We start from the raw sequence: 13,008 nt of genomic DNA on the forward strand, positions 1-13,008 counted from the left end.
TCCCCGCGCGTTCGTTTTTATTGTTGGTCTATAAGACTTAACGAATTGGAGTGAGGGGGCGACAATCGCCCCCTCGGATGTTTGGTGCGATTACTTCGCCAACCAAGCTTGGAACTTGGTTTCGATGTCGTCGCGATAGTCAGCCCAGAACTCGTAGTTGTAGAGGAACGTGTTCTTGGCGTTTTCTGGATCAGTTGGCATGTGTGGTGCCATGTCGATGCCCAGATCGGCGTGCTTACCAACCAGTGGTGCAGACGACTTACGTGCAGGGCCGTACGAGATGTACTTGGCTTGATCCGCCAGACGCTGCGTGTCGGTCGCGAACATGATGTAGTCCAGTGCACGAGCTTTGCGCTCTTCGCTCAGGCCGGTTGGAATGATCCAGCCGTCAAGATCGAACACCTGCGCGTCCCAAAGCATGGCAACAGGCTGTTTTTGCTCTTCGATGACCGAGAACAAACGACCGTTATAGGTCGAGCCCATGATGACTTCGCCATCTGCCAGAAGCTGCGGTGTATCAGCACCAGCCGACCACCAGACAACGCTGTCTTTGATTGTGTCCAGCTTGGCCAAGGCCTGATCCTGACCTTCCGGCGTTTCTAGAACGCTGTAAACGTCGTCTTTTGCAACACCGTCACACAGCAGAGCCCATTCCATGTTGTTGATCGCGCGCTTTTCCAGCGAACGTTTGCCCGGATAAGCTTCCAGGTCGAAAACATCACAGATGTTGCTTGGAGGTGTGTCACCCACCAGGTCGGTACGGTAGCCGAACGTGGTCGAGTAAACGATCTGCGGGATAAAGCAGTCGGATACGAGAAGATCACCAAAGTCGTCCGAGGCCGAAGTCCCGTCCGGAGCAGCAGCGAGCTGGGTGTCCGCATCGATTTCCATCGCCAGACCTTCGTCGCAGAGGCGGATGGCATCTGCGGCAACGACGTCAACAACATCCCATGTGACGTTGCCAGCTTCGTTCATGGCACGCAGCTTGGCCACGGCTTCGGCGGAACTGTCATCATTGATGATCGTCACACCGGACTTTTCAGAATAGGGCTCGTGATAGGCGCGCAGTTGCGACTTGGAATAAGCCCCGCCCCACGACACGATTGTCATTTCTTCCGCGACAAGCGATGAAGCCGCCACAGAAGCCGCCACAATGGCAAGCAGCTTGGTTTTAGTACTCATTGTATTCTCCCAGTTGGTACCCGTTTTTGTTGACGAAAGGCCGGTCCGGGTTTCGATAGCCAGCCTTGTTCTGTGCAGGGCTGACTCAGGCGTCCAGTGCCCGGCAATCCTGTGGAAGCCATCCGATATCGATGGTCTCTCCTGGCTTCAGCTTTACAGCATCTGGTGCATTCCGGGTCTTAACAATAAAGTCATCGTTCCCGGCGACAGACAGGCGGAACCGGAAAACGTCACCCATATAGATGAACTCTTTCACAGTCGCCTTCACCAAGTGTGCGTCCGCATTCAAACGGTCTTTGTTGAACTCAACACGTTCCGGACGGATCGACACCTTGGTACGCTCACCAACCTGGCTCACATTGACCGGCATCGCGTCGATCTCTTCGCCGTCATCCAGTGTCACGACACAGGTGTTTCCTGCCATCGACGTCACAGTGCCTTCCAGCGTGTTGTTTTCGCCGATGAACTGGGCCACGAAACTGTTTTCCGGCTCTTCATAAAGCTGATCTGGCGGTGCCAGCTGCTGGATGCGGCCGTCATCAAACACGGCAACGCGATCCGACATGGTCAGCGCTTCGGTCTGGTCATGGGTCACATACACAGTCGTAATGCCCAACTCATGCGCCAGGCGTGTGATCTCGAACTGCATGTGTTCGCGCAGCTGTTTGTCCAGTGCGCCCAGCGGCTCATCCATGAGAACCAGTTCGGGTTCGAACACCAGCGCACGCGAAAGCGCGATCCTTTGCTGTTGACCACCAGACAGTTGTGCAGGACGGCGTCCGCCAAACTCACCCATCTGGACCATGTCCAACGCCCGTTTCACTTTGGCTTCGCGATCGGATTTCCCGATTTTGCGCACCTCAAGAGGAAAGGACAGGTTCTCGGCCACGGTCATGTGCGGGAACAGCGCATAGTTCTGAAACACCATGCCAATGCCCCGCTTGTGCGGCGGAATGTTGTTGATCGACTGCCCACCCAACAGAATTTCTCCGTGGGTTGCGGTTTCAAATCCCGCGAGCATCATCAGGCAAGTGGTCTTACCAGATCCTGAGGGCCCGAGCATTGTGAGAAACTCACCTTTAGGGAGGGACAGGTTCAGGTCCTTCACCACAAGATTCTCACCGTCATATGATTTTTGCACCCGTTCGAATGCTACGAACGCGTCTTCGCTTGCCAGATCGGCCACGTTATCTCCCCGTCTAATGCTAGTGCGGCAAGTTGATCCTGCCGTCTCATTCGACATCGCCCATTAGAAAACAATGTTACCAAACTAAGCAACAATTATTTTCAAGCCATTGCTTTTATTTCATTTTTCCTCAAGGGTTTTCATTTTCTGCCGCCAATTTACGCATGTGCCACGCCAAAGACTGGTTGCTGGACAGCACAGGCTTGCCGATTGCCGACTCGATTGCCGGAATCGCGCGGATTGTTCGTAGGTTTGTGCAGCTCAAAAACACCCCCTCAACATCGCCGGACTGCCCCAAACGCGTGGCTGCATCGACGACCGAGGCTTCAGAGATGCGAACAACTTTGCTTTCTTCAGACTCACCGAAGCTTCCAAAGACGTCCATAGACACACCGCCCTTGGCAAATGCCTTGCGCAGAGGCTCGTTAACTTCCTCAATATAGGGCGACAGCAAGGCCAGCCGAGAAATGCCATGTGATGCCGCACAACTCAGCGCCGCCCGCAACGGATTGGTGACGACACGGGCATCACACCCTCGCTGCACCAGCGCTTCGACTTTCTCGGAACCGATGACAGAGCTGGCCGACGTGCAACCATACCCAACAACCGGATAGGGTCGCGCCTTGGGTAAAAGGTCGGCCGCTTCCGTCAAATCCGTCTGCATAGAGGACAGTGTTTCATGCGTGACTTCGGCGCCGCTGCGGATGCGCGTGACATAGATCGGGCTGCGGTGATCGGCGAAGTGGCTGCGAAATTCAGGTTCGATTGTTTCATCGGTTTGCAAGACGATCAGCCCCATCGGCGGGGCCGTGTGATCGTCTTTGTCCAGCGTATAAGGCATCGTTTTCATAGCTCAATGATCTCCGCGTCGGCACGTTTGGACAGGAAGCGTGGGGTGCCATCTGTCACCACGATATCTTCTTCATGCACCATGATTTTGTTCCCGATCTGAATGCCCGGCTCCAAGGTCAATACCATGCCGGGTTCAAGCACAGTGTGATCGGTGGGGATCAACGATGGCCATTCGGTCAGAGACATGCCCAGCCCATGCCCCAGTCGGCCTGCGTCGGTCCCGGCGCCACCGCCTGACAGAACAGCGTTCATGGCATGAAACAGATCTGACGCCTTGGCGCCGGGGCGGGCCACCTCAAAAGCTGCGTCGCTGGCTTCGATCAAACGCGCGTGGGCCACCTTGATGTCATCGCTTGCCGGGCCGACCGACCAATTGCGATCAAAATCGGAAAAGTAACCATCCCAAACCACCCCAGTGTCCAGCATCAGAACATCGCCGGAGGCGAGGGGGGTCTGATGTGCCGGCGATATGACATCGCCATAACCTCCTTGCTCTGCTCCACCGGCCAAATAGGCGACCCAATCGGCACCCTCATCGAGACAAAGCATCTGGAAACGCCGATAGATGCCGTCCAAAGGGGCGCCAGCTTGGGCAATCTCAGGCACGCGATCAAACGCACGGCCCGCGATGGCGCAGGCTTGTTCAATTTTGGTAATTTCGGTCGGGGATTTGACCATCCGCAATTGCCTGATGATACCAGAATCACCCGCAACCTGCCGGTTGCCAATCCCTTTGCGAAGCCGGTCAAGGTCTGCCAAGGGCATGCGGATATGCGTTTCATGCCCGTCTGGAATACCAACAGCACCGTCAGTGGGAAGGATTTCCGTCAACGCATCCGCCAGCAGGCTGATGCCGTCATCTGCCAGATCAGGTGCGCTCCATGTGCGGATGTCATCGATCCAGGTCTGCCCCATCAGGGCGGCCCCGATTGAGGGAATGACGGCCACGGGTTTACCCGAGAGCGGAACCACCAGAAACCAAGGGCGGGTCGGGCTTTCCCAAAACCGTGTGAGGTATCCAGTGAAATACCGAACATCCGTTTCCCGCGTCAGCAATAGGGCGTCCAGCCCATGCTTTGCCATCAATGCCTGAGCGCGTTGACATCGGGCTTGGAATTCAGTGTCCGAAAACCCTCTCATTCGGGCACCTCAGAGAGGAAACACAGAACGCGGGCGTGTTCATCAATACCGATGGCGCGTCGAGCATCCGGGGTCATAACCGCAGCAATCCCAGCGCCGCCTGATGCAGTTGTTTCTAACTCCGCTCTGCGCATCTCAGGCAGGTGGCTGGTGACTTCGTCATCGTCCAAAGTAAGAAATGCATCCGCGTCCCGTGCCAGCCCGTTAAGCGCAATGAGAGAGGGTTCCTTGCAATCGAGGCGACCCATAATGCTGTCAGGGCCATCAGCAAATACAGACTGACCAGCCTGGATACTTGCCATCAATGCGGGGGCTGCTGTCGGTTCGACCACGACAATCTTTGGCGTATCCCCCCAGACGTGCCGGGCATAAGCGGCAACTGCGCCAGCCAATCCGCCGACCCCGGCTTGCAACATGATATGCGTCGGCACTTCCGGGCATTGCCTGACCGCTTCCTCAGCCATTTGAAGATAGCCTTCCATCAAGATGTAGGGCAAATCCTGATAGCCCTCCCATGAACTGTCAGAGAGTAAGGTCCAGCCATTGGATCGGGCGGCCTCCTGTGCGGCGGCCATCGAGGCCGCATAGTCAACGCCTTCGCGCACAACTTGGGCGCCGCGTTCCCGCAGCCTTTCGGCAAAACTCTCGGGCACCGTATCGGCAATGTAGATCACGGCCCCTGCGCCAAAGATCCGCGCACCGGCCGCCACACTCATGCCGTGGTTCCCGGCACTGGCCGTTACATATGTGTGTCCGGCCAGAGCATCCGCCCCCGGCGTGTCGCCTGCAGCCTCAACCGCGTGCCGGGCAATCACATAAGCAGCGCCCAAGGCCTTGAAGGATCCCAGCGCCATGCGCGTGCGCTCATCTTTCACCCACAGCGCAGCAACTGGTGCCAAGCCCTCGGTAGCGACCAGGGGCGTTTCCTTTGCCGCCGGACATCGCGCCAGCAACGTACTGACCCGGTCTGCTTCAACGGAGGGGAACGGAAAGCCATCCACCAGCTTTGCACCACCCCGAAACCGGTTATCAATCAACTGCATTGGGTCTTCCCTTCGTCATGTGTTTTTCTGCTGCAAACGACGAAAACTCATCGAAATATGCGCGCTTTGAAGTTGTGCGGCCGCGGGCATGTCGTTGGCCTGCAGTGCCAAAAGGATCGCTTCCAACTCGTGCTGAAAGATCCTGAACTCTTCATTCAGATCCAGCCTGGCGGTTATAGCAGACTGCAACCAGATCCGTTTGGTTTGATAAAAAAGCCGTTCCAGAGTCTGGCGAAGTGGCAGGTTTGACGTCAACTCGACCAAAGCCTGAAACACATCCATGTCGAACTGGGTGAACTCATGCGGCGTTCCCGAACGGACAATTTCTTGCCCTCGTGCGATCAAGTCTTCAAACCGGCTGATATAGGCTGCGTCCGGTGTGACTGGATCAAGGCGGCCCATCAGTTCCGTCAGCTCGACCCGCAATTGATAGACCTGATACAATTCTGTGATATCGGCATCCGTCACAATCGTCCCTACGCCGTGCTGCGATTGCACCAGACCTTCGCTTTCAAGACGCGCCAGAACCCGGCGCACTGGCGTGCGGCTTGTACCGAATTCCTCGGCCAAGACCGCTTCGGACAAGCGCATTCCGGGTGGGTACTCTAGCAGGCAGATACGCTGGCGAATTTCATAATGCATCGCGGCATGACGATCGCGCACGTTCTGATGTGCGCTTGCGTCCCGAGGCCGTGTAGACAACTCAGTCACTTAACCTGTCCCCCAATTTGTTCAGCATGACAAGGCATTGCGAGAGCTGGTCTATGGACAGGTACTCGTCTGCTTTGTGCGCTTGCTCTATTGATCCCGGCCCGCAAACCACAACATCGGTACCAAGCGCCTGAAAAATCCCCGCTTCAGTCCCAAAGGCAACAAGGTCTGCGCCATTGGCCCCGGTCAATTCGCTGGCGATTTTGCGGGCCTGATTGTTATCGGTTGGCACCAGACCTGCCACCTCACCAATGGTTTCCAAATCGATGGCCGCCTCGGGATGCACGGCTTGCATCTGTGGCAGCAATTCGTCCCGACACAGCTCGTGCAGGGTTTCTTTGACATGGTTGGCATCCGACTCCTGAACGGGGCGCATTTCCCAGTCCACCCGCGCGGCAGAGGCGATGACGTTATGGGCCACGCCACCGTGGACTGCTCCGACATTCACAGTCGTCCACGGAGGCTCAAACGGGCTGTTGGTCGGCGCCATGCCAGGCAACGCCCGTTTCAACTCCAAAAGGCGCATGACGTATCGCGTTGCATATTCAACCGCATTCACCCCAAGATCCGGTGCGGAACCGTGCCCTTCCAGCCCGTGAAAATGGGTTGAATACTCGTAACACCCTTTGTGACCTTCGATGATGCGCATCTCAGTGGGTTCGCCGATTATGGCGATGCCGGGTGTCAGATTTCGGTCTTTCAGGTCCTGCGCAAGATGTTGCGCCCCGAAACACCCTACTTCTTCGTCATAGGTGAACGCGAAATGCAGGGGGCGATCTTTGACACGGCGGGACAACTGCGGCGCCATGGCAAGGCAGGCGGCAATAAACCCCTTCATGTCGCAAGTTCCACGCCCATAGAGGCGCCCATCCCGTTCGGACATCGTGAAAGGGTCGCTGGACCAGACCTGATCGGTCACGGGAACAACATCGCTGTGGCCGGACAGCAGTATCCCGCCGTCAATCTCAGGCCCCATGGTGGCAAACAGGTTAGCCTTGGTCCCGCAAGGTGCGGTGATGATCTCGACTTTTGCGCCGCTCTGTCGCAACAGATCTGTCGCATACTGGATCAGCGCCTGATTGCTGTCGCCCGAGACCGTGGGGAAACTAATGAGGTCGCTTAGGATGCTTTTTGTCTGGTCGAGAACGCTCATGGATCAGGGTTTCACAAACAGCTTGCGGTCGACATTGCACAGCGGTTCCGCCGCACCGTCTTCGGTGATCAAAATGGTCTCGGTGGTCTCAAGACCCCATGTATCCATCCAAAGGGCCGGCATGAAGTGAAACACCATGCCAGCCTTTAGGACGGTTTGGTCTTCGCTGCGGATAGAGGCGCTGCGCTCGCCCCAATCGGGAGGGTAGCTCAGCCCGATCGGATAACCACAGCGCCCTTCGCGATGAATCCCATGCTTTTTCAGGACGTCAATGAACGCATTGGCGATGTCGCAGGTACGATTTCCCGCGCGGGCCGCATCAAGCCCCGCGGCAATTCCCTCAAGTTGCGCCTGCTCGGCATCCAGCATTTCCTGCGGAGGGGTGCCCAGATAAACAGTCCGGCACAACGGTGCGTGGTAGCGGCGGTAACACCCCGAGAGCTCAAAGAACGTCGCCTCACCTTCACGCATGGGCGAACCATCCCACGTCAAATGGGCTGCCGTTGCGTCCAGACCCGATGGGGTCAATGGTACGATGGCCGGATAGTCTCCCCAATCCTCGCCAACGCCGGTGATCCCGGCATGAAAAATGTCGGCCACCAACTCATTTTTTCGAAGGCCAGGTTCGGCCTTTTCCAGTGCGGTTTTTATGACCTTTTCCGAAATGCGGGCAGCTTTGCGGATGAACCCAATTTCTTCGTCCGACTTAACAAGGCGTTGCCAATTGACGAGGGCCGTTGCGTCGATGACTGTCGCCTCGGGCAGCTCCTCGACCAGCACCGCGTGGGCTTTGGCCGAGTAATAGTAGTTTTCCATCTCGACGCCGATGCGGGCCTTGGCATGACACAGAGCATCAATATGCTTGGCCAGATCCTGCATCGGGTGCCGCTCGGTGGATTGGACATAGTTGTCGGCATACCCATGAATGTGGTCCGATGACATCCAGCAGGTACGTCCCGCACCGATGCTGTCCATATAGCGCCCCCACCAGATCGGAGCCCCTTCAAGACCGAGAATGACACCTTGGTGAACGTAGAAAGACCATCCGTCATAACCCGTCAGCCAGGCCTGATTTGAGGGATCCGTGACAAACAAGACATCGATATCTGCGGCCTGCATCGCGGCGCGGGTCAGCGCAATGCGGCGATCATATTCCGTGCGGCTGAACGGGGCATTCCCTTGCGACATTCGTGGTCCTTTCGCGGGTATGACGCTTTGTGATGTGTACAACCACAAAAATCATTCTAGAAACTTCGGCATTTTTGTGTAGAAATTGCCGCCAAGGCAAGCGTTTTCGGATGTGTTGTGTACATTTAACCGTTATCGCTTGAGATCATGCACAAATCTCGAGGGGATCAAATGCTCAGGAACGATCAGTTAGACAGTTGGGACCGAGACAGTTTTTTCCATCCTTCAACCCATCTGGCTCAGCACGCGCGTGGCGAAAGTCCTACCAGAGTCATCAAAACAGCGAGCGGTGTTTACATCGAGGACCGTGACGGGACCAAACTGCTGGATGCATTCGCCGGGCTTTATTGCGTCAACGTCGGTTATGGCCGTCCTGAGATTGCGGATGCGATTGCCGCGCAAGCCAAGGAGTTGGCCTATTACCATTCCTATGTTGGCCACGGCACCGAAGCGTCAATCACCCTATCCAAAATGATCCTCGACCGCGCGCCGTCGACCATGTCCAAAGTCTATTTTGGGCTTGGCGGTTCGGATGCAAATGAGACCAACGTCAAACTGATCTGGTACTACAACAACATCCTTGGTCGTCCTGAGAAGAAAAAGATCATCTCGCGCTGGCGAGGCTATCATGGATCTGGATTGGTGACTGGGTCGCTGACGGGACTAGAGTTGTTCCACAAGAAATTCGACTTGCCGATCGAGCAGGTGATCCACACCGAAGCCCCTTATTACTTTCGCCGTGAAAACCTCGAACAGACCGAGGAACAGTTTGTCGCGCATTGCGTGGCCGAACTCGAGGCGCTGATCGACCGTGAAGGGGCCGACACCATTGCGGCTTTTATCGGCGAGCCTGTTTTGGGAACCGGAGGCATTGTGCCTCCGCCACGTGGGTATTGGCAGGCGATTCAGGCCGTTCTGAAGCGTCACGACATCCTTTTGGTGGCCGATGAAGTCGTGACCGGGTTCGGCCGGTTGGGCACGATGTTCGGCTCGGACCACTACGGGATTGCGCCCGATATTATCACTATCGCCAAGGGGCTGACGTCAGCCTATGCACCTCTGTCGGGGTCGATTATCGGCGATAAGGTTTGGCGCGTCCTTGAGCAGGGAACCGATGAAAACGGCCCGATCGGGCACGGCTGGACCTATTCGGCGCATCCTATCGGAGCTGCCGCGGGCGTTGCCAACCTGCGCCTGATTGACGACCTGAACCTTGTGAAAAACGCAGGCGATGTCGGGGCCTATCTGGTCAAAACAATGTCCGAAGCTTTAGGCGATCATCCACATGTCGGCGATATCCGCGGCGAAGGCATGCTGTGTGCGGTCGAATTCGTAAAAAACAAGGACGATTGCCAGTTCTTTGATTCGGCTGACAAGATCGGGCCGCAAATCGCGGCAACCTTGTTGGACCAAAGCCGTGTGATCGCCCGCGCCATGCCGCAAGGTGACATTCTGGGCTTTGCGCCGCCTTTCTGTCTCAGCCGGGATGAAGCGGACATCGTTGTTCAGGCCACATTGCGCGCGGTGACATCGGTTCTGGGGTGATCCAGATTTAGGCGGCTATCCGGCGGGCGATTTGCTTGGTACCGTCCTTTGGAACGCGCAAAGGAGTGACGAAGATGTCCAGCCACGGGTATGCAGGCGGCAGGTTGAACCTGCCATTTGTTGGGATTTCCACCTTTGGAAAATCGCCATATGTCGAAGATTGGGACGCCATTGACGCGGATGTCGCAATCGTTGGCGCACCCTTTGATTTTGGCACTCAATGGCGTGCGGGCGCGCGGTTCGGTCCACGCGCCGTGCGCGAGGCGTCGACCCTGTTCAGTTTCGGACATGCCGGGGCCTATGATCATGAAGATGACGTGACCTATCTCGACAGTTCCGTTCGTATGGTTGACATCGGGGATGCCGATATCGTGCACACCCAGACCGAGACCAGCCACGCAAACATCGCGTTGGCGGTGCGCAAGATCTTGTCGGCCGGGGCGCTGCCTGTCGTGATAGGGGGGGATCACTCTATCAACATTCCCTGTATTGAGGCCTTTGAGGATGATTGCACGGCCAATGGGCCAGTCCACGTTGTGCAGATCGACGCGCATCTGGATTTTGTTGATGAACGGCACGGCGTCACAAGAGGCCACGGCAATCCGATGCGGCGGGCCATTGAGAAAACCTATGTTAGCGGCATGACCCAGCTGGGCATTCGCAATGTCTCGTCCACCGCCAAAGAAGGGTACGAGGACGCCCGTGCACGTGGGTCTGACATACTTTCGGTCAGGAACGTGCGCAAATTGGGTACAGAGGGCGTGCTAGCGCGTATCCCGGAAGGGGCCCGCTACTACGTCACGATCGATATCGATGCCTTCTGCCCCTCAATTGCTCCGGGGACAGGAACGCCAAGCCATGGTGGGTTCCTCTACTATGACGTCCTGGAAATTCTGCAGGGGCTGGCACAGCGCGGCGATGTGGTAGGGATCGATCTGGTCGAAGTCGCGCCCGCATACGATCCCAGTGAGAGCACCCAAATTCTGGCCGCGCAATTGCTGCTGAATTTTATTGGCTACATTTTCCACGCTAGGAACCGCTAGCGGTTTCCGGATTTTCCAAGGCGCCTAACTGCGAGCCCGGCTGTTCAGGTCATCCACAATGGCACGGACGATCGCGATGTCCCGGCTGTTGGCGAGCGCCGGTGCGTGACCGCAGTTTTCAAAAATGGTCGCTCTAGGCAAGGGGCCTTCCGCACGCATTCTGTCCAGAATTTCAGGGATCAGAATGTCCGACTCCGCGCCTGCCAGAACGTGCGTGGGCAAAGAAATCTTGGCGTATCGATCCCAGCTCAGCAACTCGTGTGCGAACACGTCAAATTGCACGATGATCCGTGGATCATAATGCAGGGTCAAACGTCCGTCCGCCCTGCGCCGTGTGGATGTCATGGCCATGCGGCGCCAGAACTCATCCGGGGCGTCACCAAATGGCGCATAGACCGTGCGTAACCAGGTCTCTGCCTCGACCAGGGTTCTAAAATCAGGCAACGCGCCTGCATAGGCCAGTATCCGTTCGATTGCGTCTTGGGGAACCTCGGGGCCGATGTCGTTGATAATGAGGTAGTTCAAGCGATGGGCCCGTGCCCCTGACGCAAGCCACATCCCAATCAGGCCGCCCATAGATGTGCCCAGCCACCCTGTCTGCGCTATCTCGAAATGGTCCAGCAGCGCTTCGGCTACGTCCGCCATATGGGCGACGGAATACTCTGTCTCGGGGCTTTGCGCCCAACTGGAAAGCCCGCGGCCAAACGTGTCGGGGCAAAGAACGAAATGGGTGTCACTCAAAGCCCTTGCCAGCTCATCAAAGTCACGTCCCGTACGTGCAAGGCCGTGCCACATGACAAGCGGTTTCTTGGCGGGATCCCCCCAGAGGGTCACATGTATCTCGTGACCCAGCGCCTGCACCCATTTGTGCCGTGGAACGCTCATGAACGCGCGCCCTTGTCCCAGATCGTGCCAGCGATGCCTTTGGGGAAAAAATAGACCAGCAGAATAAAGATGATGCCCAGCCAGAGCAGCCAACGGTCAGGCTCAAACAACTCAGGCAGCAACGGAATACCGTGCAAGGCGTCGGACGCGGCGCCCATCAGATCACGCAGATAGTATTGCGCCAGCACAAGCAACACCGCCCCAATGACAGCGCCGTACATCGTCCCCATGCCGCCAATGACCACCATCAACAGAATATCAATCATGATGGTGAAGCTCAGCGCCGTATCCGGGCCGGTATACTTGAGCCAGATGGCATAGATCGATCCCGCCAAAGAGGCCGCCACTGCGGCGATACAGAAGACGAAAGTGCGATAGGCAACGACACGGTAGCCAATTGCCTCAGCGCGCGCTTCGTTTTCCCGAATGGCTTTTAGGACCGTCCCAAGCGGGGACGCGACCATGCGCAGACAGAGGATGAACAGTACAAGGCAGCTGGTAAAGACAAAGTAATAGGCCGCCAGCTTACCATTGAGCTTGACCCCAAAGACCCGCGCAACTTTCCCGGCGTCATCCACCATCAATTTGTTTGCGGTTTTGAAGACCTGCGGCGCCTTGTATGTGATGCCATCTTCTCCGCCCGTCAGATCAGAAAGCTGTGAGGCAAGCACCAACACAACCGAGGCCGCAGCAAGTGTAATCATGGCAAAAAAGATCGCCTTCACACGCAGAGACAACAGCCCGATGGCAATGGCCACCACGATAGACACGGCAAGGCCGGCAAGGACGCCAACCAACACGGCGTCCCACCCCGGACCCATTTGCTTAAGCGCAATCGCCGCGCCGTAGGCTCCGAAACCAAAGAACATCGTGTGGGCGAAACTGACGATACCGGTGTAGCCGATCAGCAAGTCATAACTCGCCACCAGCACCACAAAGATACAGATACGTGCGGCCACCTCGAGTGAGCGTGTTTCCTGAAACAGGAACGGGGCAAACAACAAAAGCGCGCCGATGAGCAGTACGACCGATTTGATGAAAAGGGCACCTCTGGGAGATGAATGTGTCATTGTTCTCTCC

At 56.7% G+C, this 13,008-nt stretch carries 12 protein-coding genes; 2 read left to right on the forward strand and 10 right to left on the reverse strand.

All coding sequences use genetic code 11. The features are described 5' to 3' along the window. Positions 1 to 90: 90 nt before the first annotated feature. From Q0932_RS07055 to Q0932_RS07090, 8 genes are all read right to left on the reverse strand, one after another. On the reverse strand, positions 91 to 1,182 hold the full coding sequence (locus Q0932_RS07055; RefSeq protein ID WP_299350852.1) for an extracellular solute-binding protein: 1,092 nt from the start codon (positions 1,180 to 1,182) through the stop codon (positions 91 to 93). A gap of 85 nt (positions 1,183 to 1,267) precedes the next feature. Then, positions 1,268 to 2,368, reverse strand: coding sequence for an ABC transporter ATP-binding protein (locus tag Q0932_RS07060; protein WP_299350854.1), 1,101 nt, complete (start codon positions 2,366 to 2,368; stop codon positions 1,268 to 1,270). Positions 2,369 to 2,498: 130 nt separating this feature from the next. After that, a complete protein-coding gene (locus Q0932_RS07065; RefSeq protein ID WP_299350856.1) occupies positions 2,499 to 3,218 on the reverse strand; it encodes an Asp/Glu racemase in 720 nt (239 codons plus the stop codon). Continuing rightward, positions 3,215 to 4,360 (reverse strand): Xaa-Pro peptidase family protein, encoded by a 1,146-nt coding sequence (locus Q0932_RS07070; protein WP_299350858.1) that lies wholly within the window; start codon positions 4,358 to 4,360, stop codon positions 3,215 to 3,217. The genes Q0932_RS07065 and Q0932_RS07070 overlap by 4 nt, the downstream gene beginning before the upstream one ends. After that, the gene (locus Q0932_RS07075) at positions 4,357 to 5,403 is read right to left on the reverse strand and encodes a pyridoxal-phosphate dependent enzyme (protein ID WP_299350860.1); all 1,047 of its coding nucleotides are present in this window, start codon (positions 5,401 to 5,403) and stop codon (positions 4,357 to 4,359) included. Before Q0932_RS07075 ends, Q0932_RS07070 begins: the two co-directional genes overlap by 4 nt. A gap of 15 nt (positions 5,404 to 5,418) precedes the next feature. Further along, positions 5,419 to 6,114 (reverse strand): GntR family transcriptional regulator, encoded by a 696-nt coding sequence (locus Q0932_RS07080; RefSeq protein WP_299350861.1) that lies wholly within the window; start codon positions 6,112 to 6,114, stop codon positions 5,419 to 5,421. Beyond that, entirely contained in the window at positions 6,107 to 7,267 is a 1,161-nt protein-coding gene (gene argE / locus Q0932_RS07085) for an acetylornithine deacetylase (protein WP_299350863.1), read from the reverse strand. The genes Q0932_RS07080 and argE overlap by 8 nt, the downstream gene beginning before the upstream one ends. 3 nt (positions 7,268 to 7,270) lie before the next feature. Further along, positions 7,271 to 8,455 carry a M24 family metallopeptidase gene (locus Q0932_RS07090; protein WP_299350865.1) on the reverse strand — a complete coding sequence of 395 codons (1,185 nt, stop codon included), beginning with the start codon at positions 8,453 to 8,455 and terminating at the stop codon, positions 7,271 to 7,273. A 171-nt stretch (positions 8,456 to 8,626) separates the two neighbouring features. On the opposite strand from Q0932_RS07090, the gene Q0932_RS07095 reads away from it, so the two are divergent. Continuing rightward, positions 8,627 to 10,000, forward strand: coding sequence for an aspartate aminotransferase family protein (locus Q0932_RS07095; RefSeq protein WP_299350867.1), 1,374 nt, complete (start codon positions 8,627 to 8,629; stop codon positions 9,998 to 10,000). Between the two features lie 74 nt (positions 10,001 to 10,074). Further along, positions 10,075 to 11,043: an agmatinase gene (gene speB, locus Q0932_RS07100; RefSeq protein ID WP_299350869.1), complete on the forward strand. Its 969-nt coding sequence runs from the start codon at positions 10,075 to 10,077 to the stop codon at positions 11,041 to 11,043. Positions 11,044 to 11,067: 24 nt separating this feature from the next. Here the strand turns inward: speB and Q0932_RS07105 are convergent, their stop codons facing one another. Both Q0932_RS07105 and Q0932_RS07110 read right to left on the reverse strand, forming a co-directional pair. Next, positions 11,068 to 11,928 carry an alpha/beta hydrolase gene (locus tag Q0932_RS07105; RefSeq protein WP_299350871.1) on the reverse strand — a complete coding sequence of 287 codons (861 nt, stop codon included), beginning with the start codon at positions 11,926 to 11,928 and terminating at the stop codon, positions 11,068 to 11,070. After that, positions 11,925 to 12,998: a branched-chain amino acid ABC transporter permease gene (locus Q0932_RS07110; RefSeq protein ID WP_299350873.1), complete on the reverse strand. Its 1,074-nt coding sequence runs from the start codon at positions 12,996 to 12,998 to the stop codon at positions 11,925 to 11,927. Before Q0932_RS07110 ends, Q0932_RS07105 begins: the two co-directional genes overlap by 4 nt. Positions 12,999 to 13,008: the final 10 nt, after the last annotated feature.

The organism is uncultured Shimia sp. (assembly GCF_947498095.1).
Taxonomy (GTDB): Bacteria; Pseudomonadota; Alphaproteobacteria; order Rhodobacterales; family Rhodobacteraceae; genus Shimia.

What these genes read in the sequence shown, in the direction of transcription:
- Q0932_RS07055 (WP_299350852.1), bottom strand. Translation starts at nt 1,182, where the DNA reads ATGAGTACTAAAACCAAGCTGCTTGCCATTGTGGCGGCTTCTGTGGCG.
- Q0932_RS07065 (WP_299350856.1), bottom strand. Translation starts at nt 3,218, where the DNA reads ATGAAAACGATGCCTTATACGCTGGACAAAGACGATCACACGGCCCCG.
- Q0932_RS07070 (WP_299350858.1), bottom strand. Translation starts at nt 4,360, where the DNA reads ATGAGAGGGTTTTCGGACACTGAATTCCAAGCCCGATGTCAACGCGCT.
- Q0932_RS07075 (WP_299350860.1), bottom strand. Translation starts at nt 5,403, where the DNA reads ATGCAGTTGATTGATAACCGGTTTCGGGGTGGTGCAAAGCTGGTGGAT.
- argE (WP_299350863.1), bottom strand. Translation starts at nt 7,267, where the DNA reads ATGAGCGTTCTCGACCAGACAAAAAGCATCCTAAGCGACCTCATTAGT.
- Q0932_RS07090 (WP_299350865.1), bottom strand. Translation starts at nt 8,455, where the DNA reads ATGTCGCAAGGGAATGCCCCGTTCAGCCGCACGGAATATGATCGCCGC.
- Q0932_RS07095 (WP_299350867.1), top strand. Translation starts at nt 8,627, where the DNA reads ATGCTCAGGAACGATCAGTTAGACAGTTGGGACCGAGACAGTTTTTTC.
- speB (WP_299350869.1), top strand. Translation starts at nt 10,075, where the DNA reads ATGTCCAGCCACGGGTATGCAGGCGGCAGGTTGAACCTGCCATTTGTT.
- Q0932_RS07105 (WP_299350871.1), bottom strand. Translation starts at nt 11,928, where the DNA reads ATGAGCGTTCCACGGCACAAATGGGTGCAGGCGCTGGGTCACGAGATA.
- Q0932_RS07110 (WP_299350873.1), bottom strand. Translation starts at nt 12,998, where the DNA reads ATGACACATTCATCTCCCAGAGGTGCCCTTTTCATCAAATCGGTCGTA.